The sequence below is a fragment of the Haliea sp. genome (genome assembly GCF_041395985.1).
In the GTDB taxonomy this organism is placed as follows: domain Bacteria; phylum Pseudomonadota; class Gammaproteobacteria; order Pseudomonadales; family Halieaceae; genus Haliea.
On sequence record NZ_JAWKZJ010000005.1, the window covers coordinates 233,543 to 259,103 of the forward strand.

Consider the following 25,561-nt stretch of genomic DNA (forward strand, 5'->3'; position numbering starts at 1 on the left):
CCAGCACCAGCAGCACAGCGGCTGTTCAACCGGTGCCCGACGGTCCCACCCGGGTATCGCTGACGATACGCCCATCCACGAGATCGATCGTTCTGTCGCAGGCCGCGGACAGGCGCGGATCGTGGGTCACCAGCAACACCGCACAGCCCACCTCGCGGCCAAAGCGCCGCATCAGCTCGAACACATCCGCTGCGGTACGCGTATCAAGATTGCCCGTCGGCTCATCTGCGAGGAGCAGCGAGGGCTGGGTGACCAGCGCGCGGGCAATGGCAACCCGCTGCTGCTGGCCTCCGGACAGTTGGTTGGGACGCGTCTGCGCATACTTCTCCAGACCCATGGCCGCGAGCAGGCCCCGTGCACGGTCAATCGCCGCAGGGCCCGGACGGCCGTGACGCAGCATCAGCGGCATCAGGACGTTATCCAGTGCGCCAAAGGCCTGCACCAGATGATGGAACTGGAACACGAAGCCAATGGACTCACCGCGTAACCGTGTACGTCCGGCATCGTCCATGGTGCTGGTGGGCTCACCCAGCAGGTACAGCTCCCCGGCACTGGGCTGGTCCAGCAAGCCGATCAGGTTCAGCAGCGTGCTCTTGCCGGACCCCGAGGGGCCGATCAAGGCGGCGAAATCATCGCGCTCGATGACCAGGTCGAGGCCGTGCAACACCTCCGTCTCATTGGGCAGGCCGACATTGTAGGATTTGCGCAGCCCCACCAGACGCAGTACCGCTGCCTCGGCTTCAGACATAGCGAATGGCCACTACCGGGTCCAGCATCGCGGCACGCCGTGAGGGCACCGCCGCAGCGAGCACGCCAACCACCGTGGCCAGCACAAGGGCAAACACGACCAGGGTGTTGGCAACGGGAATGTAGAACAGGCCGGGACCAAAGGTATTGAATACCCAAACGAGTACGTAGGCACCGGCAATGCCCATCAGGGCACCGAGCAGGCCATACAGCGCACCCTGAATCAGAAAGACCTGCAAGACCTGCTGACGACCGGCGCCCATGGCACGCAGAATGCCGATTTCCCGCGTTCGCTGTACAACACTCACCGACAGCACACTGGCAATACCAAACGCCACGGACAGCGAAACAAATACGATAATCATATTGGTGGACAGGCTTTGCGCGCTCAGCGCATTCATCAGCTGGGCATTCTTTTCCATCCAGCTTTCGGCCTCCAGCCCGGTCAGGCGGGCAATGCGCCGGGCAATTGTGTCGGCGGCAAAAATGTCGTCCACCACCAGGTCGAGCTGGGTCACGCCGCCGGGGAGCCCGAGCAGTGCCTGGGCCTGTTTCAGGCCAAGGTAGACGTTGCGCGCATCGAGTTCCCGCACGCCGAGCTCAAAGACGGCCACGACGTTCACCACCGCCGGATTGTCGCGGCCCGTGTCCAGACGCAACTTGTCGCCCACCCGCAGACCGAGTGTCATGGCCAGCTCACTGCCGATCATCGCCTCACCCGGCTCCAGTCGGGCACTGCCATCGATAATGTAGTCCGGCAGCGGGATAATCTGCTGGTAACGTTGCAGGTCGATGCCGGTCAGCGCAACGGACTCCAGGGCGGCGCCGCGGCCCGCGAAGGCCGGCCCGGCGATCACCGGCGACACCGCCCCCACCGAGGGCAGTGTATCCAGCGTTGCGACCACCTGCTGCCAGTTGTTGATGGAGCGGCGCCGTTGGGCGCGCTTGTCTTCCCACACCAGCTGCAGCGTGTCCTTTGCGACCACCGGCTGCCGGTTCACCTCATCCGGGGCCAGCACGCGGATATGGGCCTGGGTACCGAGGGTGCGCTGCACGATATTCGACTGCAACCCCTGGATCAGGGCGCTGACAAACACCACCACCGCGACACCTACCGCCACACCCACCAGGATGGTGACTGTCTGCCCGCGACCATCGCGCAGAAACTGCAGCGCCAACACCCAGGCTGTCCACAGCCGCGCGACCGACGTCTTGACCGGGCCCTCAGTCAAACTGCACCGGCAGTTCGTTGCGGCTGCTGTCCGCGGCGGCGCTCTCGCCCACGGGCAGTGGCCAGCGCTCGACACGCACTCGCGTGCCCTCGGCCAACGCAACGCCGGGATCCGCCAGTATCAGGTCCCCCGCCGTCAGCCCGGCCGTCACCTCCGAGAACGCCATGCCGCGTAGACCCAGCTCAACGGTGACACGCTGCAGCCGACCGTCGCTGACGCGAAGCACCTGCGCGCGGCCTCCCTGAACGCCAGCGAGGGCATCGTTGGGCAACGCGAGCGCGCTATCGCGACGACCCGTCAGAACGCTCACCGAGACCGTCATGTCCTCGCGCAGGAAGTCCGGGGCCTGCGCCACCGACAGGTGGGCCTCCACGGTACCGCGCTCCGGGTCCACACGGGGCGCCAGAAAGCTGAGGCGCGCGTCAAAGGGCCGCTCGGGATAGGCATCAGCCACCACCACCGCCGGCTGCCCCAGCGCGAGAAACGCGAGATTTTTCTCATCCAGCGGCACGCGAATTTCGGTTTCGCCGTCGCGTGCCACGGTGAACAGCACCTTGCCGGGCTGCACCAGGTCACCCGGCTCGACATCGCGGGTCAGCACCGTACCGGCCACCTCCGACCGCACGATGGTCTTTGCCAACTGGGCCTGCAGCGACGCCAGTCGGGCACGCAGCACGGCCTCCTCGGTACCGCCCGGCGCGACAGCCGCTGCCGCCACGCGCGCCGTCGCAGCCGCATTCTGTGCCAGTGTTTCCGCCTCCTCCGCCTGTTCCAGCGCCTCCCGTGACAGCAGGCCACGCGCGGTCAGGTCGCGGCGTCGCTCTGCCTCACGACGCGCCTGCAACAGCGTTGTTTCTGCGCGGGTCAATGCCAGCTCGGCCTGCGGCCGGGTCGCCGTTTCCAGCTGTTGCAACGCCACCTCCGCCTGCCGCACCTGCGCCGCCAGTTCATCCGGCCGCAGCACCAGCATCACGTCACCTGGGGCAACGCGGTCACCCTCCCGCACACGGCGTTCCAGCACCACGCCGGTTATCTCCGCACCCACCTGCGCCCGCGACACCGCCGCCACACGACCGGAGGCAACCACGGTCTGCTGCAAGGGCATGACGGCAAGCTCGTAGGCGGGGAGCGCGGGGCCACGCCACCACAACCAGAAGACGAAGGCGAAAGCGCAGGCCGACAGCAGGAGCGCGATGAGATTTCTGGACAGGATCAAATACGAACCCACTCATGAAGGGTGTTTACTGGAAGACTATCACAGTCACCTTTCCAGGGGTGCAGCAACCGGAACCCGCGTCAGACACGACAATACGGGGGTGTTTGTTACACTGACCGCGAGCCATCAATACAAGGGGCAGCCGCAGGACATATTGATAGTTGAGGCGGACGCGCGGGACGGCGGTATACTTGTCGGCACACTGCGCTTCGCGAAACCCTTTTTGCTACCCGTTTGAGGAGCCGACATGACTGCCAGAGATGCACCCGACGCCGCACCCGAACGGGAGCTGCGGCTGGCCCTGGTGTGCTATGGCGGCGTATCGCTCGCTGTGTATATGCATGGCGTGACACGCGAAATCCTCAAGCTCGTGCGGGCGTCAAGGGCGTTTCACGCTGTGCCAGAGGAGTCGGCGGCTGACGCGCGCTACATTGATGCAGCGCCGCACCGCGGCGAACTGGACACGGAAACCGTTTACTTCGAATTGCTGCAACAGATTGGTGGCCACGTGCGCCTGCGGGTACTGGTGGACGTGATCGCAGGTGCATCGGCTGGCGGCATCAACGGGATCATGTTGGCGCGCGCGCTGGCCTTTGACCTCTCGCTGGACGCGCATCGCAGGCTATGGCTGGATCTTGCCGATATCGAGGCACTGCTGGACCCCGCCGCGCGACCCTCGCGGCTCTCAAAACTCTACATGCGCCCACTGTTCTGGCTGGCGGGGCTACTGCGCAGACGCCACAATCGACGCGCGGGCATCACCCGTGAAGATCCGGAAGTGCTGCGGAACCTGTCACTGTTCATGCGCTCCCGCTGGTTCGAGCCACCCTTCTCCGGCTCCACAATGAGCAACATGATGCTCGATGCCCTGGAAGCACTGGGCGAGGAGCAGGCCGACGGCTGCCAGTCGCTGCTGCCGCCGGGACTGCCACTGGAGCTGTTCGTTACCACCACGGACTTCTGGGGCTCACCGCAAACTATCCCGCTGCACGACCCCGCGACGGTGCGCGAACGCGAACACCGCCACACCTTCCACTTTCACCACCAGTTCAATCAGAACCGCGACCTGCACCCCTCTACGCTGGGCCGCGATCATCTCCCGTCGCTGGCGTTTGCAGCGCGCGCCACCAGCAGTTTTCCTGGCGCCTTCCCGCCGCTGCGCCTGGCGGAGATGGATGCGGTGCTGGAGCAGCGCAGCACCCGCTGGGAGGGTCGCAATGCCTTTATCACACGCCAGCTGCGCGGCGCCCGGCGCGCGGGCGAGCGCGCAGACGAGGCGGCCTTTATCGACGGCAGCGTACTGATGAACAAGCCGGTCTCAGTTGCGCTGGACGCTGTACAGCGCCATCCGGCGCACCGGGAAACGGACCGTCGACTGGTCTACCTGGAGCCCAATCCGGAGCCGGAACGCGAAACTGCCCGCGAGGCGCCCGGCTTTTTCACCACCCTGCTGGGCGCGCTCTCCAGCATTCCGCGCCACCAGCCGATTCGCGACGACCTGGAATGGATCGCCGAGTTCAACAATACCGTACACCTGCATCGTGAGGTCGCCGATGGTGTGCGCGCACAGGTGCTGGCAACTGTCGGCAACCAACTGGACGATACGCTCAATAGCGCTCCCTCTGCGGCCACCATTGCCGCCTGGGGCAAGGAGGCCAATATGCGCGCCGCCGTGGATGCCGGCTACGCCTATGAAGGCTACTCGCGCTTGAAGGTACTCGGGCTGCTGGATGAGTTGGCGGAGCTCTTCCAGCGCAGCACACGTGGACTCACCCGTGCGGAAGCCGTTACCCGGCTCCAGGCCTGGGCGCGCATGACACGCATCCGACCCATGGGCGACACCGCCAGCAGCGCCCGCTTTCAGGAGGCAACCCCCTGGGTGCAGTTCCTGCGCAATTACGATATCCGTCATCGGCTGCGGCGGGTCATGCTGCTCATCCGCCGCGCGAATGAACTGTATACCGACCCCGACACCCTGCGCATTCCCCGCTATCGGGAGCACCTCGACCAACTCAAGTTGCGGCTCTACGGCCGCGCCGAGACCCTGCGCGAGCACATGGACTGGCGCGGAGCCCACCTGGAACGCCCGGGAGAAGAGTGCCTCGATGATCACCTGAACGCCTTTCTGGTGCGCGTTCGGGAACGGCTCAACCTGGTCGAGTTCGATACGGCACTGGAGAACGAGCTGGCACACTGGTGCCAGGCGGCGGGCGCCATGCATCTGGTTCGCGAGGTGCTCACCAGCTACCTGGGCTTCGCCCACTACGACGTGCTGACCTACCCGATGAGCCAGAGCCGGCAAATGGACACGCTGGAACAGATCAAGGTGGATCGTATCGCCGTGGACGACGCCAACAGCCTGCGCCATGGCGGCGCGCGGGATATCCTCAAGGGCGTCCAGTTCGGCAATTTTGGCGCCTTCTTTTCACGGCGCTTTCGCGAGAACGACTACCTCTGGGGGCGCCTCACCGCCGCGGAGCGGCTGGTCGACATTGTCGGCAGTGCGGCACCAGAAGCGGTCGCCGCCGGCCTCGACCTGCAGGATTACAAGCGCCGGCTGTTCCTCGCCATACTGCGTGCCGAAGCCCCCCACCTCACCTATATCAGTGAGATGATCACTGAGCTGGAGGCCAGCGCCCGCGACCTGGGGAGCCGCTCCGATGCGCCCTCAACGGGCCGGTCGGTACCAGACGGGTGACGTGTAGGCTCGCTCCTGCAGGGTGGAAGGATAACCCTCGGCCTCCTGCTGTTTGAGTGCCAGCGCATCGAGCAGCGAATGACGCGGTGTCGGAATCTGCAGTACGCGCACGTAGTAGAACGCGGCCTGTGCCGGATCGAAGTCCGGGTCCTGCCAGAGCGCGGCGAGGCGCGGTGCGCCGATGCTGTTGTCCCACGCTCCGTTCGCCAGGTTTACCGTATTGCCGACAGCGGGCAGCACGCCTGCTGCATCCGGCTCCCGTGCATCGGACCAGGCAACATCATGAATGCGCTCGTGAGTGACCCCCGCCGCATCAATCCAGCCCTTGATCACCTGAATCCGGTCCAGATTGGCGCCCACGGGATCGCGTGAGGCCTGCACCAGAATCTGCGGACCGTTGTCTGCGGGCGCCGAGGGCAGCTCGCCGCCCATGGGCACACCCGCCGCCGCTGCTGCCTGCCAGTCCTCCGCGCTATCCGCTCCAACAACGGGCAGGTTCCAACCCGCATACAGTCTCACGCCGATACGCGGTCCTGTGGTGGCATAGACTTCCCGCCGGCGTAGAGCCTCAAGAATGGATTCTCGCGTGTTGCTCTCCGCCCAGACTGCAGCAAGCCCTGAGGCCGACATCGCCCAGCCGCTGGGGCCCTCCTCCTCTGCCCAGCGATTCTGCTTGTTGGCCGGTATGGAGTCGGTGGCCAATTTACCGTGGAAGTTATCCTCCTCTGCCGAGGACAGGCTGGTGTGGGAATCTGTGGAGCCGATGAACCCCAGCTGGTAAGGATTCACGCCGAGAGCGGCTTCGAGTTGCAGCCCGCGCAGCAGGGCCGGGCGCAGAAAATCACCGACGGCAGGCGTGTAATCGCTTGCGCCCTGCTGAATGTAGAACGGATAGTTTTCAAACTCCGCAAAGGGGTCGTCGGGCGACAGCGCGGGGTGCGTTTCCGAGTCCCCCTTGATCTGCGTAATCTCCGCCACCGGCTCCCAGTAACTGCGCACGCTGGCCAGCTCTTCGGTCAACGGCTCACCCCGCAGCGTGGTGTCGTCAAACATGAAGCCTTTGGAGATGTTTGAGTTGTGCGGAATCGCGATGAAATCGTCGCCGGTCTCCTGCGCGGTGACAGCCAGCCAACGCCAGAGGTCCTCCGGGTACTGACTGTCATCCAGACCGAAGGGCTGGTATTTGCGCGCGCTGCGCGCATCCCCATCAGTCACCACCACACGATGCAGATTGGCGCCGCCGGGAATCGAACTCCACTCCCAACCTATCAGTGCCGTGAAGCGCCCGGGCTCATTATGGCGATCAGCGGTCTCGGCAATCTGCCGCCAGGTATCGGCTTCCACTGATGGCATGTCCGGTATCATGCTGGAGCCAACGCGCAGAGTCATGGCAGCCTCGCGAGGATCGTCGGTGGACTTGGGCAAGACCGACATGAACAGATCACGGCCGCGCCCCTCGTCTACTCGGCGCCGCAGCAGCCAGCCGACAAAATCCGCTTTCAGCCTGTCGACAAGGCCCAGGTTCACACCGTCCGAGCCGCTGTAATAAAGATGGCGAATCACGCCCATGTACTCGGCGTGGTCAGACACCACGAGAAAGTCCAGCGGCGTTTCGATCTGCAGGCGTGCGCCGTGATACGGGTGCACCACAGGAAGGCCTTGCGCGTAACGGTAGGCGGTGTCCGGGTCCGCAAGCAGGTTGTTGTTGGCAAAGGCGTCGGAGGAATAGGTGGTGTGGAGATGAGTGTCACCCCACAGTAGGGTTTTCTCCTGGGCGCTGGCCACGACAGGCAGTAGCAACAGAGCGAGAAAGACGGCGTGACGCATGCAGGTTTCCTTTTATCTTGCTGGTTGGCCGTTGGTCAGGCGGCTTGCAGACGAACCGGCATCTGTTTGAAAGCGTGAATACTGTTGGAGCGGATAAACACCGGCTCTCCGGTACGCTCTATGCCGGCGAAGGCGCGAAAAAATTCCTCAAAGAAAATTCGCGCTTCCATGCGCGCCAGGTTGGCACCGAGGCACAGATGAATGCCGTGGCCAAAGGCGAGATGCGGGTTGGGAGAGCGCGTCACATCAAAACGCATCGGATCGGCGAACACCTCCTCGTCAAAATTGCCCGAGCTGTACAACATCACAACCCGCTCACCTTCACGAATCGGCTGCCCGCGCACCTGCGTATCGCAGGTGGCAGTGCGGCGGAAGTAATGCAGCGGGCAGGTCCAGCGCAGCATCTCCTCTATCGCAAGTGGCAGTGCGCCAGGATTGGATGCAAGATGCCGGTACAGTCCGGGGGCGCGCAACAGCTGATCCATGCCGGAGCTGATCAGGCCGCGAGTGGTCTCGTTGCCGGCCACGGCAAGCTGCACAAAGAGCGAGGCGAACTCCATCTCCGACACCGTGTGCCCGTCGATCTCCTGATTGACCAGCAGCGAGACAAGGTCTTCGCCCTTGCCATCGCGACGCTGTGCCGCCAGCGTATAGCCGTAGGTCCCCATATCGATGGACGCCTGTGTCACCTCTTCCGGCGTACCGCCCAGATCCGGATCCGACCCGGAGGTCTGGACGTCAGACCAGCGACGTATCTGCGGCCACATGTCTTCAGGGATGTCCAGCAGGGAGCAGATCACTGCGGTGGGCAGGTCACCCGCCAGATCGTCGACAAAGTTGATTTCCTTGCCGCACTGCGCCTCCGCCATGATACGTCGCGCAATCTCCCGTACACGAGGCTCCAGCTCGGCAAGGCGCCGCGAGGTAAAGCGCGTGATAACGGCACGGCGAATCGGGCCGTGATTGGGCGGATCCATGCCGAGCAGCTGGTTCTGCACCATGCCGAGAATGTCCGGCGGCATATCGTCCACCATGACAAAGCCGCGCTGGGCTGAAAACGTTTTGAAGTCCCGCGACACTGCAACGATGTCGGCGTGTTTGCTCAACACCCAGTAGCCGCCTCCGTCCGGGTGCGGATGCCAGTACACCGGTGCGTGTTCGCGCAGCCAGGCGAACTGTGCGTGGGGGATACCGTGCAGATAGCTGTCGGGGCTGTAAATGTCGATTTCCATAGTCACCCCATCAGCACGTTGGGTCGCGGCAGACCCTGTTGCTCACACATGGCAAGGTAGAACGCCAGGGTGAGTGCACCATCCACCACCGAGGTGATATTGCCCGCGGCATCAAGGTTGATGTTGGAGCCCGTCATGTGGAACCACACCCGAGTGTTGTCCTCGATGCACTGCAGTGTGTGTACCGAGCCCGCGGGCTCATAGAGGAATGAGCCCGCGCGGTTCACGTAATCGTATTCCTTGTATTTCCAGGCACCACTGGTTGTGAAGCCATACACGGGCCCGGTGTGGCGGTGCGTCTCCACTTCGTAGCCCGCCTGGAAAATATTCTCAATGACCCAGATGCCTTCATCCGGCTTCACCTGAAGCACCTTGAGTCGGCTGCCATCGCCGATGTCGACGAAGGGCAGATCGTTGTTACCGATGTGTACGGCGAGGGGCATGTCCATGGCAAGGCTCCGCTGCGTGCTGTTGGATGGCGACGATGTTACTGGCGACTAACTCTTATTAGCCGAGGATACTGCTTGCCTGTGCTGTCAACAAGTGCGGACATGAACACCCAGGCACCACTGGACAGCCCCGCCGGAGCGCGTATCGTTGAGCCAGTCCCCCGCACACAGGATCAACATGCCCAGCCTCAGCAGCCTTCTGAACAGCCTCGCCAACAGCCTGTGGACTTTGGCTCCGGGCTCCCGGACTTCGCTGCGCGGCCGCGAGGTACAACTCGTCGCACACCGGGGGGCGCACGGCCCCGGGCTCCCGCAGGAAAACACTCTCGCGGCCTTTGCACTGTGTGCCAGGGCTGGCGTGTGGGCAGTGGAAACCGATGTACGGCTCACGGCTGATGGGCACCCGGTGATCTATCACGATCCCCATTGCGGGCGCCTGCACGCAAGACCCGACCTGGTGATTGCCGAGTGTACGCTGGCCAGACTGCGCACCGAGGTACCCGCAATTCCGACCCTTGCCGAACTCGTTCACCACCTCGCCGGGCACGTGCACCTTATGCTCGAGCTCAAGGAATCATGGCGCCAGCGCCCCGAGTATCCGACGCGTGTGTTGTCCTGCCTGGCAGACTTGCAGCCGGTGCGCGACTTCCACCTGTTGTCGCTGGTGCCCGACCATCTCGAGGGCTTTCCCACTGTGCCACGCGCCGCCTGTGTCGACGTCGCCTGGATGAACACCCGCCGCATCATTGCGGAGAACGCGGCCCTCGGCCACGGCGCAGTCGCCGGGTCCTTCGCACTGCTGGGGCGCCGACGCCTGCGCCAGTTGCAGGCCAGCGGGCGGCGGGTCGGCACCGGCTTCGTCAGCCGGGCAGGCGCGCTGCGTCGCGAAGTCTATCGAGGCGCAGACTGGATTTTCACCGATCACGCACTGATGCTGCAGGCTCTCATCGACAGCGAGAATGCTCAAGCGCCGGGCAAAGCGGCTTAAAAAACTCAGGCAGGGTGTTTGCCTGAGTAACCCCGCTGACGCAGAATGACCCCCGCACTCCTCACCACGCCGCAGGAAACAGACATGGCAGAATCCGTCACTGCACTCGCCAGCATTATCCAGATCGCCGTTGCCCCGGTTTTTCTGCTGGCCGGGATAGCCGGGTTTCTCAACGTGATGTCAGGACGACTCGGACGCATTGTCGATCGCGCGAGGGTGCTGGAGCGCCGGGCGAATACCTTCAGTGATGAACACAAGCTGGCCCTGGCCAGCCGCGAGTTACGCACTCTGTGGCGACGGGTCAGGATCATCAACTGGTCCATTGGCATGTGCACCGCCTCTGCCCTGATGGTGTGTATTGTTGTGGTCAGCCTGTTCATCGGTGATTTTCTGGCAATACACATCGAAACCTTTGTGGTCATCGCCTTTGTGCTGGGCCTGCTGCTATTGATCGTGGCACTGGTGCTGTTCCTCAAGGAGGTGCAGCTGGCTACCCGGGTACTCGTTGCGGGGCTGGAGTACAGCGACTGATGACCTCGTTGATAAGGAGAGCCACTGTGCAGACTGTTTTTCGTACCGGCCTGCTGGGCGCAGCGTCACTGCTCTGGGCACTGTCCACCCACGCCCTGACCGCGACACCCGACCCCGTTGAGCAGCGCCTGCTGGCCCACATCGACCGGCAGGAGGACGCCGCCCTGGACCTGCTGATACGCAGCGTCAATATGAACAGCGGCACCATGAACCTGTCCGGCGTACGCGCCGTGGGTGAGCTGTTCGGGGAAGCCTTTGCCCGGGAGGGGTTCGCCGTGGAATGGATAGACGGTGCGGGCTTTCAGCGGGCGGGCCACCTGGTGGCTCGCCACACCGGTGCCGAGGCGCGGCGCAAGGTGCTGCTGATCGGCCACCTCGATACAGTGTTCGAGCCGGACAGCCCGTTCCAGCGCTTTACCCGTATCGACGAGCACCATGCCACCGGGCCGGGTATCGCCGACATGAAAGGCGGCAATGTGATTATGCTGCAGGCGCTCGCGGCACTGCGTGTAACGGGCGCACTGGAGCGGCTGGACGTCACCGTTGTGCTGACCGGGGATGAAGAGCTGAGCGGCAAGCCGCTGGCCCAGTCCAAGCAGGCGCTGGTGGACGCAGCGCGTCATGCCGACATTGCGTTGGGCTTCGAGAACGGGGATGGCGACTACCGCACCGCAAACGTTGCGCGCCGGGGCAGCGTGGCTTGGCAACTGAGGGTCACCGGCGTTCCGGCCCATTCATCCCAGGTCTTCCGGGAGGACATTGGCTCCGGTGCAATCTACGAGGCGGCGCGCATTCTCAATGCCTTCCACGATGACAGTGTACTGCGCAATGAACAGTATCTGACCTTCAACCCCGGGCGCATTGCCGGCGGCACCACGCTGCGCGACGAACCCGCGGAAAACACCACCAGTGCCTACGGCAAGAGCAACGTCGTGGCGGAATCCGCGCTCGTGGACGGCGATATTCGCGCGCTCTCGACAGAGCAGTTGGTACGCGCCAGGGCGCGCATGCAGGCGATTGTTGCGGAGCATCTGCCACACACCAGCGCGGCAATCACCTTTGATGAAGGCTACCCCCCTATGGCGCCCTCGGCGGGCAACCAGCGGCTGCTTGCACTGTACTCAGAGGTCAGCGAGGACCTGGGTTTTGGGCCGGTCACGGCCGTCAACCCGTTGCGCGCCGGTGCCGCCGATATCGCCTTCGCGGCGGCGCATGTCGACATGGCCCTCGACGGCCTCGGCATGAGCGGCACGGAGGGCCACACGGTGAATGAAACCGGCTACCTGCCGGCACTGACTTTGCAGGCCAAGCGCGCTGCCGTACTGCTCTATCGGCTAGGGCTTGAATGACGCCAGGACGCGACAGCCGCTAACCCACGAAAGCACTGTAGATTGACCGCAGCGCCGCCGCGTAGTCCTCCGGTGCGACCCCCACAATGATGTTCAACTCTGATGCGCCCTGGTTGATCAGCCGCACATTCACACCCGCGGCCGCCAACGCGCCGAAGACCTTGGCCGCAATGCCCGGTGTGCGCGCCATTTCCTCGCCGACAATCGCGATCAGGGCGATGTTCGGCACAAACTCCAGCTCGTCCGGTTCCAGTGTGCGCCGAATTTCATCCAGCAGGCTATCAACGCGCCCTTCAAGCCAGCGCGCCTCCACGACCACGCTGACGCTGTCAATGGCGGACGGGCAGTGCTCAAAGGGTATGCCGTTATGCTCGAGCACCCCCAGCAGGCGATAGACAAACCCCACCTCACGATTCATCAGGTGCTTGCCGATGGTGATCATGGCGAAGCTCGCCTTGCCCGCGACCCCGGCGATCTGCGTGCTCTGGATAACCTCCGGTGAGAGCTCGGCCACAATGCGTGTACCGGGATGGTCTGGCTCATTGGTATTGCGTATGTTCACCGGAATGCCCACTTCCCGTACGGGTGCCATGGCCTCTTCGTGCAACACGCTCGCCCCCATATAGGACAGCTCACGAATTTCCGCGTACGTCACCTCAGCCATGGGCCGGGGGTTGGGCACGATACGTGGGTCGGCCATCAGCAGGCCGGACACATCCGTCCAGTTTTCGTACAGCGAGGCATGCGCCGCACGCGCGGCAACCGCACCACTGACGTCGGAGCCGCCACGGGAGAAGGTACGCACTTCGCCGCTGGCATCACGCCCGTAGAAACCCGGCACGACATAACGACGGGCGCTGTCTTCCAGGCGCGCGCCCAGCAACGGCCAGGTCGCAGGATCCACCAGACCGTTGGCACCAATCACCACGCACTCCGCCGGCTCCACAAACTCGGCACCCAGCCAGGCCGCCAGTAACAGGCCGGAGAAGTGCTCGCCGCGGGAGGCCGCAAAATCGGCGCTGACGCCCGCGGCCAGCTGGTCGCGGAACCGCTCGAGGTGAACCTGAATCATGGGCTGCATGCCGAGCTCCCGCTCGATGGCCGTGAAACGCTCGGTAATCTGTGCCAACGGTGCACTGAAATCGCTGTTCATGCTCGCCGCGTGATGGCACAGATACAGCAGATCGGTCACTTTTGTGTCGGCTGGGTCACGCTTGCCGGGCGCTGACGGCACGATGATACTGCGCCGCGGGTCAGCCTCGATAATCGCGCGCACCTTGAGCAACTGCTCGGCACTCGCCAGGCTGGACCCACCAAACTTGCATACAATACGCGGTACAGCTGCCTCACGCGCCACAACCGCCTGATCCATTTCCGTCACTGCCTCGACCCCATCGCTGACGCACCGCCGGCGTGGGGTGCGATAAAGCCGCACAGTTTACTGGATAGGCGGGGCAGAGCTAAAGAGCAGGTCGCTGGCCTCAAGCCGGCCACTACGCGTACACTCGGCTAGCCAACAATGAACTGCAAGGATGACAACAGCATGCTCACACTGCACGGCTTCTCGGCCAGCAACTACTACAACATCGTCAAGCACAGCCTGTTACTCAAGGGAGTACCCTTCACCGAGCACCTGGTCTATCCGGGTTCCCCCGAGCTGCTCGCAGTCAGCCCGGCAGGCAAAGTGCCCGCCATGACGACCGAGCAGGGGACCGCGCTCTCGGAAAGCAGCGTGCTGCTGGAGTACATCGAGGACGCCTATCCGAACAAGCCCCTGCTGCCCGCCGACCCGGAGCAGCGGGCCCGGGTGCGGCAGGTGATGAAGGTCGCGGAGCTTTACCTGGAACTGGCCGCGCGACGGCTGCTGCCCGCCGTACTGGCCAATGCACCGGTATCCGACGCGGTCAAAGGCGAAGTGCGCGCCACGCTGGACAAGGGCACTGCCAGCCTCACTCAGCTGGCGCAGTTTTCACCCTGGGTCTGCGGTGAAGAGCTGACACTCGCTGACATCTACCTGCGCTATGCGCTGGCCATGCCCAAACTGGTAGGCCCCAGCCAGCTGCAGTGGGACATTCTGCCCGCTGTGCCCGGCCTTGCTGAGTGGGACGCACGCATGGCGGAGGAGCCCGTGTCGAAACAGGTGGACGCGGACCAGGCGGCCAATATGACGGATTTCATGGCGTACGTCAGCAAGGCGATACAGCGCGCAAAATAGTCGAGGTTACCGCGGCGCGCCGCCCCCGGCCCGCAACGCTGGCTTGTCGACCTTGCCGGCTGCGTTCAGGGGCAGCGCCTGCACGCGACGCCAGGCCTTCGGGGTTTTGTAACCTGCGAGAAGGCTGCGGCAATGGGCAGCCAACTCCTCGTCACTGGCTGCCCCATCCAGCACCACCACTGCCGCGACCTGCTCCCCCCAGCGCGGATCCGGCAAACCGATCACCGCGCAGTCGCGCACGGCGGGGTGCAGACGCAGGGCTTCTTCCACTTCGCGTGACGCCACGTTCTCGCCACCGCTGATGATCATGTCCTTCTTGCGGTCGACAATACTCAGATAACCCTGCTCGTTGAAGCGCCCGATATCCCCGGTATGCAGCCAACCATCCACCAGCGCGCTGGCAGTGGCCTCAGGCTGTTGCCAGTAGCCGCGCATGCACTGCGGTCCCCTTACCAGTATCTCGCCGGCCACGCCCGTCGCGCACTCACAACCCGCCTCATCCACCACCTTTACCCGCACCGTGGCCAGTGGCCTGCCCACAGTGCGCAGCAGCTCGGGCTGGCCCGCCGCTGCCTGCTGGTGGTCTTCCACCGTGAGAAAGGCCGCACTGCCGGACAACTCGGTCATACCGTAGCTTTGGCAGAGTCCCACACCGGTTTCCGTCAGCAAACGCCGCAACAGCGTTTCCGGCATGGCCGATGCACCGTAGCCAATCGTGCGCACCGACGCGAGGTCTGCCGGGGAAAACGCGGGATCGTCCAACAGCATGGCAATCATCGTGGGCGCCAGGGACAGCGTGGTGACGTTCAGCTCACGGCAGGCGCTAAGGGTGGCCGCCGACGAAAATGCGCGCAACAGCACCACCGCAGCACCGTGTTGGTGCTGCAACAGCACATTGTGCGCCGCTACGTGAAACAGCGGGAAGGGGTACAGGAAGATATCGCCGGGCAAGACGGGGCGCGCCAGGGCGGCCGACGCCAGACCCGCCAGGAAAGACTGGTGGGTGAGTACAGCGCCCTTGGGCCGCCCGGTGGAACCCGAGGTGTAGAGAATCCATACCGGATCCGCCGCCCCGGTAACCGGCAGCGGCGCCTGCGGTCCCTGTCCAACCCAGCCACGGTAGGCGTCCTGCAAGTCCACCATCGGCAGGGACGGCGCTTGCGGATGCGCCCTCAGCGCCTGCAGCAATGCCGTATCGCCAAACAGCAGGCTCACGCCGGCAGCCTCCAGCTGATAGACCCACTCGGCGGGGGCCAGCCGCGCGTTCAGGGGTACCAGGATGCGACCACTGGCGGCCGCGGCGTAGATCAGTTCGAGGAATTCGGGCCCATTGAACGCGAGCACGCCGATGCGCTCGCCCGTTTCACCCACGCTGGCCAGACGCCGCGCCAGCTGCGTCACACGCTGCTGCAATTGCGCATAGGAGATTGCCCTGCCCTGCCACCACAGCGCTGTGGCCTCGGGCTGCCGTTGCGCCTGCAGGGCCAGCAGTTCATGCAGCCGCGCTGCCCCGGGTATCGGTTCGCTGCTCATGCAGCCGCGCGTCGCACTCGCGGGGTGCCGACCGCCGTCACAGGCTGACCTTAATGGCAGCGGTCACCTGCAGCGCTTTCTGCACCGCGGTCTCAATACTGTCCGCACGGGCCAGGCCCACGCCAAGACGACGCTCACCGCGCACCTCCGGCTTGCCAAACAGCCGCAGGTCCGTGTCCGGTTCGCGCAGCGCCTCGGCGAGATTGGCATAGCGCATTTCCCTGGAATCGCCCGCCACCAGCAGCACCGCAGAGGCTGAGGGCCCCCACTGGCGAATGAGCGGTATGGGCAAACCGAGGATCGCCCGGGCGTGCAAGGCAAACTCGGACAGGTTCTGGGAAATGAGGGTCACCAGGCCCGTATCGTGTGGTCGCGGGGAGACTTCACTGAAGATGACGGTGTCCCCTTTGACGAACAGCTCGACGCCGAAGAGCCCGTGACCACCCAGTTCACCGGTCACCGCCGCCGCAATGCGCTGCGCGTCCGCCAGCGCCGCAGCGCTCATCGCCTGGGGCTGCCAGGACTCGCGGTAGTCGCCTTTCTCCTGCCGATGGCCAATGGGCTCGCAGAAACTGGTGCCATCGCGGTGACGCACGGTAAGCAGCGTGATTTCATAGTCGAAATCGATGAAACCCTCGACGATCAGCTTGCCCCCACCGCTGCGTCCGCCCGATTGCGCATAGTCCCACGCTGCCTGCACATCGTCCGGGGTGCGCACGGTGCTCTGGCCTTTGCCGGAGGAGGACATGATGGGCTTCACCACACAGGGCATGCCGATCTCGGCCACGGCTGCGGCGTACTCCTCCTGCGTTTCCGCAAAACGGTAGGGCGAGGTTGCCAAGCCGAGTTGTTCCGCCGCCAGGCGGCGGATGCCTTCGCGGTTCATGGTCAATTGCGCGGCGCGAGCAGAGGGCACGACGTGCCAGCCTTCGGCCTCCATCGCCACCAGTTCATCGGTGGCGATGGCCTCAATTTCGGGGACGATCAGCTGCGGACGTTCCCGCTCGATCAGGCCGCGCAGCGCTGCGCCGTCCAGCATGTTCACCACGTGCGACCGGTGCGCCACCTGCATGGCCGGCGCATTGGCATAGCGGTCCACTGCGATCACCTCGCAACCGAAGCGCAGCAGTTCAATCGCCACCTCCTTCCCCAGTTCGCCGCTGCCCAGCAACATCACGCGTGTGGCCTGGGCCGTCAGGGGAGTTCCGATTGTGGTCATGGCGGGTGCGTCCTGTCCTGAAAAGCCGCAGTTTATCATCCGTGATCAGAACTGCAGCGGATATTGCGCCGGAGTGGGTTCCGCCACCCGAGGGGCCAGGGACCCTGAGGGTGGCTCAAATCCGGACAGGCTGAGGCCGAGCAGGCGCACCCCCAGCGGCACTGGCAGCAGGCACCCCAGTATTGATCGCGCCACTTCATCGAACTGTTGGCGCTCGAGAATCGGCGCGGGCAGGGAGCGCGCCCGGGTGACCTGGCGGAAATCCGCGTACTTCATCTTCAAGGTCAGCGTTCGTCCCTGCACGCCCTGCTGTGCGACCCGCTGCCAGACGATGTCGATGATCTCGTCCAGCGCGGCATGCAACTCGGCGCTGGACTGCAGGTCGCGCGCGTAGGTGCGCTCACCCCCTACCGACTTGCGTACCCGATCGGGGCGCACCGGTCGATCATCCTCGCCGCGGCTGGCGTGATACAGATACAGCGCCGACTTGCCAAAATGCTGCTGCAGAAAGCCGAGGCTCTGGGCCCGCAAATCCGCACCCGTGTGGATACCCAACTGCGCCATGCGCTCGGCGGTGCGGGGCCCCACCCCGTAAAAACGTCGCGCCGGCAGCGCGGCCACAAACGCCGCACCGTCCTCCGGGAGTACCACAAACTGCCCGTTGGGCTTGTTCTGGTCCGACGCGACCTTGGCCAGGAATTTGTTATAGCTGATGCCGGCGGACGCCGTTAACCCGGTCTCCGCGAGAATATCCCTGCGGATACTCGCCGCGACACGAATAGCACTCCCGATGCCCAGACGATCTTCAGTCACGTCCAGATAGGCTTCGTCCAGCGACAGGGGCTCCACCAAACCGCTGTAACGCGCGAAAATCGCGCGAATCTGCCGCGACACCGCCTTGTACACGTCAAACCGCGGCTTCACGAAGATCAGCTGCGGGCAGCGCCGTTTCGCGCTCACCGAAGGCATGGCGGAACGCACGCCGAACTGCCGCGCTTCGTAACTGGCGGCAGCGACCACACCGCGTTCGGCGGACCCGCCCACGGCGACCGGCTGGCCGCGCAGGGCCGGGTTATCGCGCTGCTCAACGCTGGCGAAAAACGCGTCCATATCGATGTGAACTATCTTGCGCAGCAGTGTTTGCTCCCACGCTGGTGAACTCTGGAAACGGCCAGACCGGAACAATAAACTGAACCCTCCATGTCACAGCTCTGGGTTATATTGCCTCAACACTGCTACCGAGGACACCCGAAATGGACGACCCATCCCGCCGCACACTCATCAAACAGGGCCTGCTCGCCGCCACCACGGCAGCCCTCGCACCCGCCCTGCGCAGCGCGCCCACCGGGCTGTCATTTGCAGACTACCAACAGTGGGACGCGCTGGACATTGCCGAACGGGTGCGCAGCGGGGACGTCTCCGCCCCGGAGGTGCTTGAGGTCGCGATTGCGCGCGCCAACGCGGTCAACCCCACCCTGAATTGCATCGTGGAAACCCTGTACGATCGAGCGCGCTCTGTCGCTGCCGGGCCCTTGCCGGACGGCCCCTTCCGCGGCGTGCCGTTCCTGCTCAAGGATCTGGGCATGATGCTTGAAGGCACGATCACCACCGAGGGTTCGCGCTTCTTCCGCGACAATGTCGCCGACTACACCAGCACCGTGGTCACACGGTACCAGGCAGCAGGGCTCGTCATCATGGGCAAGACCCACAGCCCCGAGTTCGGCGGCACGGGCAGCAGCGAGTCCATTCTCTTCGGCGACACGCGCAACCCCTGGAACCTGGCACACTCGGCCGGTGGCTCCTCGGGCGGTGCGGCGGCGGCGGTGGCCGGCGGCATCCTGCCCATCGCCAATGCGACTGACGGCGGAGGCTCCATTCGCATCCCCGCATCCGCCTGCGGCCTGTTCGGCATGAAGCCCAGTCGCGGGCGGGTGCCAGCCGGGCCGCGCACGCTGTCGTCGATCATGTCTGTCACACATGCCGTGTCGCGCAGCGTGCGCGACAGCGCCGCGCTGCTTGACGCCACCAGCGGCCCCGAGCCGGGACAGACGGTGATCGCACCGCCCCCCGCAGGCAGCTTCCTCCAGGCGGCGCAACAGGCGCCGGGGCGACTGCGCATTGGCCTGGTCACTACGCCACTCACTCACACACCCGTGCATGCAGAGTGCATCAGCGCCGCACGCAATGCCGCAACCCTCTGCAGTGGGCTGGGACACGCCGTTGAAGAAGTGGCGCTGCCCGTCGATCCGCGACGTTTTTTCGCGGCCTTCGGACCCATCATGGCCGCCGGTACGGTCGAGCGGATTCGCGCCAGGGAAAGGGCGCTGGGGCGGGAAGTCACCGAGAACGATCTGGAGCCACTGATCTGGGAGCGTTACCAGGCTGATCGCAACAACAGCGCCGAGCAACTCTACGCGGCGATGCAGGATATTGAGCGGATAACGCGGGATGTGGCGCTGCTGCAGGAAACATACGATGTGCTGCTATCACCCACCCTGACCACCCCGCCAGCAAAACTTGGGGAACTGAGCCTGAATCAGGAAAAGGCGCCCTACGAGCAGGCCGCCATCAGTGTATCGGCCTTCACCAGCCTGTTCAATGCAACCGGGCAGCCCGCCATGTCGGTGCCGCTGCACTGGAGCGCCGACGGCCTGCCGATTGGCGTTATGTTTGCGGGTCGCTACGGCGAGGAAGCACTGCTGTTCCAACTCGCCGGGCAACTGGAAAAAGCAGCGCCCTGGTTCAACCGATTGCCAAAGGTGTGAACCCCATCACCTAAGCGATCTGGCGCGCGCTGCTTGCCCTGCGGTACTCTGGTTTCAGACTACCGACAAGCGCCGCGCCATGAGTACACCTGTTCCTGTAGAACTTCGCATCCCTCCGCAAGACGGTGCTCCCTTCACCCGTTTTGCGACCCGCTTGTCGGCCGCGGCCGCGTGGTGCGATGCGCTACCGATGGCGGATCCCTCGGGTGTGGCAAAGACACTGCGCGACACACTGAACGAGCTCAATCGCGCGCCAGTGGATCCGGAACTCCGCTACGAACTGCTGGAAACCCTGCGGCCAAGCCTCACCCAAACGCTGACCCTGCTCGACCGCATGCTGGTCAATCAGCCCCTGGTGATGGCACCGCGGTTACAGGCACTGGCGACTTTGTCCGACCAGATCGGTGGACTGGCCTGCACCGCCTATTCCATCTGCGTCATGCAGGCCGCGCGGGAGCCCGCCAGGATTACGCGCCGCGCGCCCGCCAGACTGGTCTGCGAGGCGTTGGAGCATGCCCTGCACTACGCGGCGCACAAGGTGGTGCTGGCGCTCAACCTGCAGCTGCCCATCGAGTCACGCACCTGGTCGACGCTGCACCAGGCCTACCTGTTGGGAGAGCGCTACCGGCTGACGGAGCTGATGGTACCCGGGGCAGGTGGTGGGGAGAGCAGCATTCGCAATACCTGGCTGGTGCCGCTGCTTCTCGCCTGCTGCCAGACCGGCCAACTGCTGCGCAGCGACATTGCCGTGTTGCATGCCGCCCTGCGAGAGTCAGTCGCCGGCTGCCGGCTGCGACCCGGCACAGAGGCCGAGGGCCTGTTTGCCGTCGACCTCAATGGCGCCAGCCCCCCGGTCTATCGCAGCAGCATGGCGGTGTCAGGCAAGCAGGTGCGGTTACTGGACACCTCCGACCTTATCGCCTCAGCAACAAGAGCGAGGGATACGGCGCGCAAGGCAAGCCGCAGTGCCGCGTTGCTGGGTGAAACCCGCGTGCCCCTGCCGTTGCTGGACCACCTGCTGGACTGCCTGGGTAGCGAGCGGGAACGGGCAAATCGCCGAGTCATCGTGAGCGAACCCCTGCAAGCCGTGCTGGGCTTCAGTGCGGCACACTTCCATCTCGCCGGCGAGCGCACGCTTGAGGACCTGGTGCAGAAGCCCCGCAACCGGTCTGCCAGCAACAGCAAGGAGAACCCCTTTCTGGTGGAGCGCAAGGACGATGACCCCTGGGCGGCCACACACGACACCGACCGCAGCCACTCATCGCTGAATCGTGACGGCAGCATCAACGTTCTGGCCCGGGCCCGAACGGAACGGGAAGCGCCCACCGAACTGCCCGCCAACTACAGCATCGTGCGCGTCACCACGGTGGACGCCAGCCCCGGAGGCTACTGTCTGGATTGGGGCGCAAACGCACCCGGCACCGTGCGCAATGGGGAGCTACTCTGCTTACGCAGAGACCAGAAGGATCCCTGGCTGCTTGGCGTCGTCCGCTGGACCCGTCGGCGCCACGCCAGCAGCACGACCACCGGCGTGGAAGTGCTGGCCTCTCGCGCGGAATCCTGGGCGTGCCAGACCTTGCGCGACGGCGCCAGCCAGGCCGCTTCCCTCCGGGTCATGATCCTGCCGCCGAATCGCCTGTCGCAAGGCCGGGAGACTATCATTACACCACGCACCGGCTTTGCACCCGGGCATCACCTGCTGCTGCAGCGCGGTCAGGAGCAACGCACAGTCACCCTGGGCAAGCAGATGGCATTCAGTTCCGGGATGAGCCAGTTTGAGATACGCGAGGGGTTACTGGCTGCGGAGCCGCCTGAGGCGGCTGTCGCGGAGAAAGGCGGGATTGACTACAGGCCCTGAGGTCCACGCAGGGCAACCAGACTCTGGTGAGCAAGATGGCGCAGCAACATCCCCGGTGGCATGCGTACCCAGTGTGAGCGCAGGTACAGCACCTGCTCGGCCACTGCAGTGCGCCAGGGCTGGTCGATCCGCGGCGCAAGGTGCCAGCGTATCAGGGTGCTCATCGCACGATCGACAGGATACGCCGGCCGCGCCTCCCGCACCATTGACCAGACACTCTCCGGGACCTCCAGGGCGAACAGCTCCCGGGCGGCAGCCAGCACATAATAGAGTGGCCGCAGCAGCTGCAGTGCACGCCCGTGTGCAGCCAGATCATCCCAGAAGCCGGCATCCTCCGCAGCCGCCAGTCGGCACAGCGCGTAAATATCGTAAAGATCGCGAATGCCTCCCCGCAGTTCATCGCTCATCAGCAGGTGCAGCGCGCTGTGCAGAACCCTGTCCGGTGCTGCCAACACATGAAACGGCGTTCCCGCCACCGGTTGGGCACGAGCGATCAGCGGTGCCGCCTCCAGAGCGCTGCGGCTGGTCACCTGAATCAGGTTGTGGTGCACATCGAGTTCCAGTGACGAATCCGGGTGGCGCATGGGGGGCAGTTCGTGCGACCACGCCCGATAATACTGATCATCATAGGCAGACAGGGAAGGATCAAATTCCCAGCCGGCGGCAAGCAATCGCCGCTCGAAATCATCCAGTGCATCACGCGGCACCAGCACATCAATATCGCTGAGCCCGCGGCCCGCCGCCAGTGGCAGCTGCGCCGCCAGGTATGCCGCCCCCTTCAGCAGTATCACGGGGTAATCCACCTGTGCGGCGACGGCGCCAATCCGGCGCAGTTCGTTGCGCACCAGCACATGCATATGGGCAACGTAGTGTGCGTGGCCGGACAGCATATCCCGAGCCCCCACAGGCTGGGGCAGATCGGGCACGCTCTGCGCCAGCAGGTGATGCACACGCGCCAGCATCCGGGTGCGCCGCCCCTCGCCCAGCAAGGCTTCCCAATCGGCTGGGGTGAAGTGACGGGCACTCGCCGGGTCGCGCAACACGGCAATCAGCGCCTTCAAGACCGGCGCTCCTGTACCAGGCGTTCGATGGCGGCCACAGCGTCATCCAGGCTGCCATTGGTCAACTGATAACTGGCGCACTCGCGCACCAGCCTGCAGAGTGAGCGAAAACCCTGCGCACCGCTCACACGGTAATTGAAGGAGTTGTTTACCAGGCGCGTCATGGCCACTTCCGGCGCCTGCTGTTGCACCTGCAGGGCGGCACCGGCCTCATAGCGGGGGAACACGATGAGCTGCGGCCGGGCGGCTTCCGCCTGCCGCTGCAGACTCTCTGATGGCGGGAACATATGCACCACATCACCCTTGCGGGTTTTGTCAAAGCGGGGACCGAAACCGAGGTGTGGCGCAAAGTCGCGCAGCAGGGGGATCGAGGCGTTCTTCAGGGGAGCAGCTCGCGGCAGTGGCAGGAAACAGCCATCCGCATGGCGCAGAATACCAAATTCGTCCGACAGCAGGCGCCAGCCACGCCCGACCAGCGCGGCACACAGGGTGCTCTTGCCGGAGCCCGGTTGCGCCGGCAGCACCACCGCACAGCCATCGCGCTCCACCACCGCACTGTGCAACATCAGGTAGTCGTGGGCTGACATGGCGATACACCAGTTCAAACCCCACTCGAACATGGGGAATGCCTGGTCCAGCGGATAGGGGTCGAAGGGCGTCAGCTCCTCTACGCGAAACACCACCTGTGGGCGATACCAGCGCCGCACGCCCTGCTGGCGTTCTACCGCAACGCGAAAATGGCAGACCGTGTCATCAGGCAGTATCTCGAGTTCCGCGTAGCATTGCTGCCAGGTGGCTGCGAAGCTGGGGATGTTGCTGCGCAGGCGCAGCAGAAAGGGCCCGCTGGCGACAGACAGGTGCTGCGCTCGCAGCCTGGCCCGCAGTTCATCTTCGGGGAGTTCGCCCAGCTTCAATGTGGTACGTGCTCGACAAGCTGTAAGGCCCGTAGACGCTGCAGCACTTCACTGACCTGCACTACCCAGGCATCCGCAGGTTCATCCACAACATCAGCAATCAACGCGGCGATCTCCAGGACGGAGCACGGCGCGGAGTCTATGACGAATCTCAGGACCTCTACGGGCAGGGCGTCGAGCAGGTGTGTGTCACCGGTCGCTCCGGAATACACGGCGCAACAATCACCCACGTGCTCGATGAGAAGTGAATCAGCTGATACGGGTTGCCATTGCTGCATCGCCGCAGTTTACCACGGCTTTAACGGCTTCAGGCTTACTCAGTTGAACGCGCGCAGGTTTGACGGATTGAGCGAGGTCCAGCAGGAGCCCGTCATGGGCGTCGCGTGCATCTCATCGAAACTGGACTCGGGAATCTGCGGCCAGTACCCGACAATTTCCGGCGTGCCGCCGCTGACGTCGAAGAGCACCAGGACGTGGCGCGTTGACTCCTCATACCCATGGTGCAGAAGCTCTTCGCGGTTCGTTGCGTACGCGGTCCCACTGTTGTGGTAATAGACCCCGTTGATGTCATACAGATTGTTTGCCAGACCTGAAACCCTGCGACCCTGCTTCTGGAAATAGGGGACTTCCATGCGCACGGCCGTGTCGCCCTGCAGGCTGTTGCCCTGGCTGGCCGATTTCATGTTCGAGAAGTTCCCACCAGCACACTGCGCTGCGCTGGACATGGCGAGTGCGGCGTTCGGCGTGAGTGAGGCGAGCAAGGGGGCCGCAGCAGATGCCTTCAAAAGGCGGCGCCGGGTGGCGTCTACCGACCTCTTGTCACCTGTTTGATTATTCTCCACGACACTACTCCTGTTATCACCACGACCATCTGCGTACGACACGATGAAGCAAAAACCGAGCCAGATTTGCAAGCCGCTGATTTTTCTACGTTAATTACCAAAGGTTATCGGCCAAGGCCTCCAGTCTGTAAAAATATTCGACAGCTGACAGCTGGAATGCCCGCCACTAACCCAAGGACACGTTCACCCAATGGACCGCTAATTACACACAGAAAGACTAGCACAGGCTCGCGCGAGACACTGCGCACTGGTTCACAGATTTACAACGCCCTGAGTAATCTCAGACTCCCGCCGCAAACTTCGCAGGCACAAAAAAGGGAGGAAGCTCGCGCTCCCTCCCTCTTGAATTTGCGATGTATCGCCAGGTTTCGCGCCTAGGCTTTACGACGCCCACCGACAGAGGCTCCAAGACCAATCAGCCCCAGAACCAGCAAAACCAGCGTGCCGGGTACGGGCACTGGCGTGGAGCCTGTGCGCGACGTGGTGTAGGCCAGATCATCGGAGGCGATCTCCTGCCCGGAGATGAGCAAAGACTGGATTGCGGTGTCCGAAGTCACGCTGATGAACTCCATGGTGCCATTGCCGGGGCCGAAACCAGCCGGGCGGGAGATGACGCCGAGAGACTCATTGCCTGCACCGAAGAACTCGATGGACTCCGCACCGGGCCCTGCGGCGCTGAACCAGCCGCTAAAGCCGAAGATGCCGCCCAGACCGCTGAAATCCAGCCCGTACGTGCCATCGCCGAAGCCGGTTCCGAAGCGCGACCCGGAGACCGGGACAATCGCCGAACTACCGCGAAAATCGAACCAGTCACCCGCGTCCACCGAGGCGTGGTTCACCGTTCCCGCGACAACACTTACCGACCCGCCAAACAGTGAAGTATGG

22 protein-coding genes are annotated in these 25,561 nt (G+C 64.1%); 7 read left to right on the top strand and 15 right to left on the bottom strand.

Going from position 1 to position 25,561, the window contains the following annotated elements:
* Positions 1-25: 25 nt before the first annotated feature.
* Genes R3E49_RS11395 through R3E49_RS11405 form a run of 3 tightly spaced genes read right to left on the bottom strand, consistent with a single transcriptional unit; the run spans position 26 to position 3,195 of the window.
* A complete protein-coding gene (locus tag R3E49_RS11395) occupies positions 26-748 on the bottom strand; it encodes an ABC transporter ATP-binding protein (protein ID WP_371295158.1) in 723 nt (240 codons plus the stop codon).
* Complete coding sequence (locus R3E49_RS11400; RefSeq protein WP_371295159.1) at positions 741-1,979, bottom strand: ABC transporter permease; 1,239 nt, start codon at positions 1,977-1,979, stop codon at positions 741-743. The genes R3E49_RS11395 and R3E49_RS11400 overlap by 8 nt, the downstream gene beginning before the upstream one ends.
* The gene (locus tag R3E49_RS11405) at positions 1,972-3,195 is read right to left on the bottom strand and encodes an efflux RND transporter periplasmic adaptor subunit (RefSeq protein WP_371295160.1); all 1,224 of its coding nucleotides are present in this window, start codon (positions 3,193-3,195) and stop codon (positions 1,972-1,974) included. The genes R3E49_RS11400 and R3E49_RS11405 overlap by 8 nt, the downstream gene beginning before the upstream one ends.
* Before the next feature lie 247 nt (positions 3,196-3,442).
* Between R3E49_RS11405 and R3E49_RS11410 the strand changes: the two genes are divergently transcribed.
* Positions 3,443-5,893: a patatin-like protein gene (locus R3E49_RS11410; protein ID WP_371295161.1), complete on the top strand. Its 2,451-nt coding sequence runs from the start codon at positions 3,443-3,445 to the stop codon at positions 5,891-5,893.
* Here the strand turns inward: R3E49_RS11410 and R3E49_RS11415 are convergent.
* Genes R3E49_RS11415 through R3E49_RS11425 form a run of 3 tightly spaced genes read right to left on the bottom strand, consistent with a single transcriptional unit; the run spans position 5,864 to position 9,401 of the window.
* Positions 5,864-7,720 carry a DUF3604 domain-containing protein gene (locus tag R3E49_RS11415; protein ID WP_371295162.1) on the bottom strand — a complete coding sequence of 619 codons (1,857 nt, stop codon included), beginning with the start codon at positions 7,718-7,720 and terminating at the stop codon, positions 5,864-5,866. The two genes, R3E49_RS11410 and R3E49_RS11415, sit on opposite strands and share 30 nt — an antisense overlap.
* A gap of 35 nt (positions 7,721-7,755) precedes the next feature.
* Positions 7,756-8,952, bottom strand: a complete 1,197-nt coding sequence (locus tag R3E49_RS11420; protein WP_371295163.1) for a cytochrome P450 — start codon at positions 8,950-8,952, stop codon at positions 7,756-7,758.
* 2 nt (positions 8,953-8,954) lie between these two features.
* Complete coding sequence (locus R3E49_RS11425) at positions 8,955-9,401, bottom strand: 2,4'-dihydroxyacetophenone dioxygenase family protein (RefSeq protein ID WP_371295165.1); 447 nt, start codon at positions 9,399-9,401, stop codon at positions 8,955-8,957.
* Between the two features lie 178 nt (positions 9,402-9,579).
* On the opposite strand from R3E49_RS11425, the gene R3E49_RS11430 reads away from it, so the two are divergent.
* The 3 genes from R3E49_RS11430 to R3E49_RS11440 all read left to right on the top strand — a co-directional run bounded on the left by R3E49_RS11430 (position 9,580) and on the right by R3E49_RS11440 (position 12,269).
* The gene (locus R3E49_RS11430; RefSeq protein WP_371295166.1) at positions 9,580-10,389 is read left to right on the top strand and encodes a glycerophosphodiester phosphodiesterase; all 810 of its coding nucleotides are present in this window, start codon (positions 9,580-9,582) and stop codon (positions 10,387-10,389) included.
* 84 nt (positions 10,390-10,473) lie between these two features.
* Entirely contained in the window at positions 10,474-10,920 is a 447-nt protein-coding gene (locus R3E49_RS11435) for a DUF2721 domain-containing protein (protein ID WP_371295167.1), read from the top strand.
* A gap of 26 nt (positions 10,921-10,946) precedes the next feature.
* Positions 10,947-12,269 (top strand): M20/M25/M40 family metallo-hydrolase, encoded by a 1,323-nt coding sequence (locus tag R3E49_RS11440; RefSeq protein WP_371295168.1) that lies wholly within the window; start codon positions 10,947-10,949, stop codon positions 12,267-12,269.
* Between the two features lie 19 nt (positions 12,270-12,288).
* Here R3E49_RS11440 and R3E49_RS11445 read toward each other — a convergent pair whose 3' ends face one another.
* Complete coding sequence (locus tag R3E49_RS11445; RefSeq protein WP_371295244.1) at positions 12,289-13,641, bottom strand: aspartate kinase; 1,353 nt, start codon at positions 13,639-13,641, stop codon at positions 12,289-12,291.
* Between the two features lie 171 nt (positions 13,642-13,812).
* On the opposite strand from R3E49_RS11445, the gene R3E49_RS11450 reads away from it, so the two are divergent.
* Positions 13,813-14,484, top strand: coding sequence for a glutathione S-transferase family protein (locus R3E49_RS11450; protein WP_290746034.1), 672 nt, complete (start codon positions 13,813-13,815; stop codon positions 14,482-14,484).
* A gap of 6 nt (positions 14,485-14,490) precedes the next feature.
* Here the strand turns inward: R3E49_RS11450 and R3E49_RS11455 are convergent, their stop codons facing one another.
* From R3E49_RS11455 to dinB, 3 genes are read right to left on the bottom strand one after another with little or no spacing between them, the layout of a single operon-like run.
* On the bottom strand, positions 14,491-16,017 hold the full coding sequence (locus R3E49_RS11455) for an AMP-binding protein (protein ID WP_371295169.1): 1,527 nt from the start codon (positions 16,015-16,017) through the stop codon (positions 14,491-14,493).
* A 37-nt stretch (positions 16,018-16,054) separates the two neighbouring features.
* Positions 16,055-17,236, bottom strand: coding sequence for a formate-dependent phosphoribosylglycinamide formyltransferase (purT, locus tag R3E49_RS11460; RefSeq protein WP_371295170.1), 1,182 nt, complete (start codon positions 17,234-17,236; stop codon positions 16,055-16,057).
* A 45-nt stretch (positions 17,237-17,281) separates the two neighbouring features.
* The gene (gene dinB, locus R3E49_RS11465) at positions 17,282-18,346 is read right to left on the bottom strand and encodes a DNA polymerase IV (protein ID WP_371295171.1); all 1,065 of its coding nucleotides are present in this window, start codon (positions 18,344-18,346) and stop codon (positions 17,282-17,284) included.
* Positions 18,347-18,489: 143 nt separating this feature from the next.
* Between dinB and R3E49_RS11470 the strand changes: the two genes are divergently transcribed.
* Complete coding sequence (locus tag R3E49_RS11470; RefSeq protein WP_371295172.1) at positions 18,490-20,001, top strand: amidase; 1,512 nt, start codon at positions 18,490-18,492, stop codon at positions 19,999-20,001.
* Positions 20,002-20,080: 79 nt separating this feature from the next.
* Positions 20,081-21,859 (top strand): hypothetical protein, encoded by a 1,779-nt coding sequence (locus tag R3E49_RS11475; RefSeq protein ID WP_371295173.1) that lies wholly within the window; start codon positions 20,081-20,083, stop codon positions 21,857-21,859.
* Here the strand turns inward: R3E49_RS11475 and R3E49_RS11480 are convergent.
* From R3E49_RS11480 to R3E49_RS11500, 5 genes are all read right to left on the bottom strand, one after another.
* Complete coding sequence (locus R3E49_RS11480; RefSeq protein WP_371295174.1) at positions 21,847-22,920, bottom strand: nucleotidyltransferase family protein; 1,074 nt, start codon at positions 22,918-22,920, stop codon at positions 21,847-21,849. The two genes, R3E49_RS11475 and R3E49_RS11480, sit on opposite strands and share 13 nt — an antisense overlap.
* Entirely contained in the window at positions 22,917-23,834 is a 918-nt protein-coding gene (locus R3E49_RS11485; protein ID WP_290746013.1) for an HprK-related kinase A, read from the bottom strand. The genes R3E49_RS11480 and R3E49_RS11485 overlap by 4 nt, the downstream gene beginning before the upstream one ends.
* Entirely contained in the window at positions 23,831-24,046 is a 216-nt protein-coding gene (locus R3E49_RS11490) for a hypothetical protein (RefSeq protein WP_371295175.1), read from the bottom strand. The genes R3E49_RS11485 and R3E49_RS11490 overlap by 4 nt, the downstream gene beginning before the upstream one ends.
* A gap of 105 nt (positions 24,047-24,151) precedes the next feature.
* Positions 24,152-24,517, bottom strand: coding sequence for a hypothetical protein (locus tag R3E49_RS11495; protein WP_371295176.1), 366 nt, complete (start codon positions 24,515-24,517; stop codon positions 24,152-24,154).
* Positions 24,518-25,050: 533 nt separating this feature from the next.
* Positions 25,051-25,515, bottom strand: coding sequence for a hypothetical protein (locus R3E49_RS11500; RefSeq protein ID WP_371295177.1), 465 nt, complete (start codon positions 25,513-25,515; stop codon positions 25,051-25,053).
* Positions 25,516-25,561: the final 46 nt, after the last annotated feature.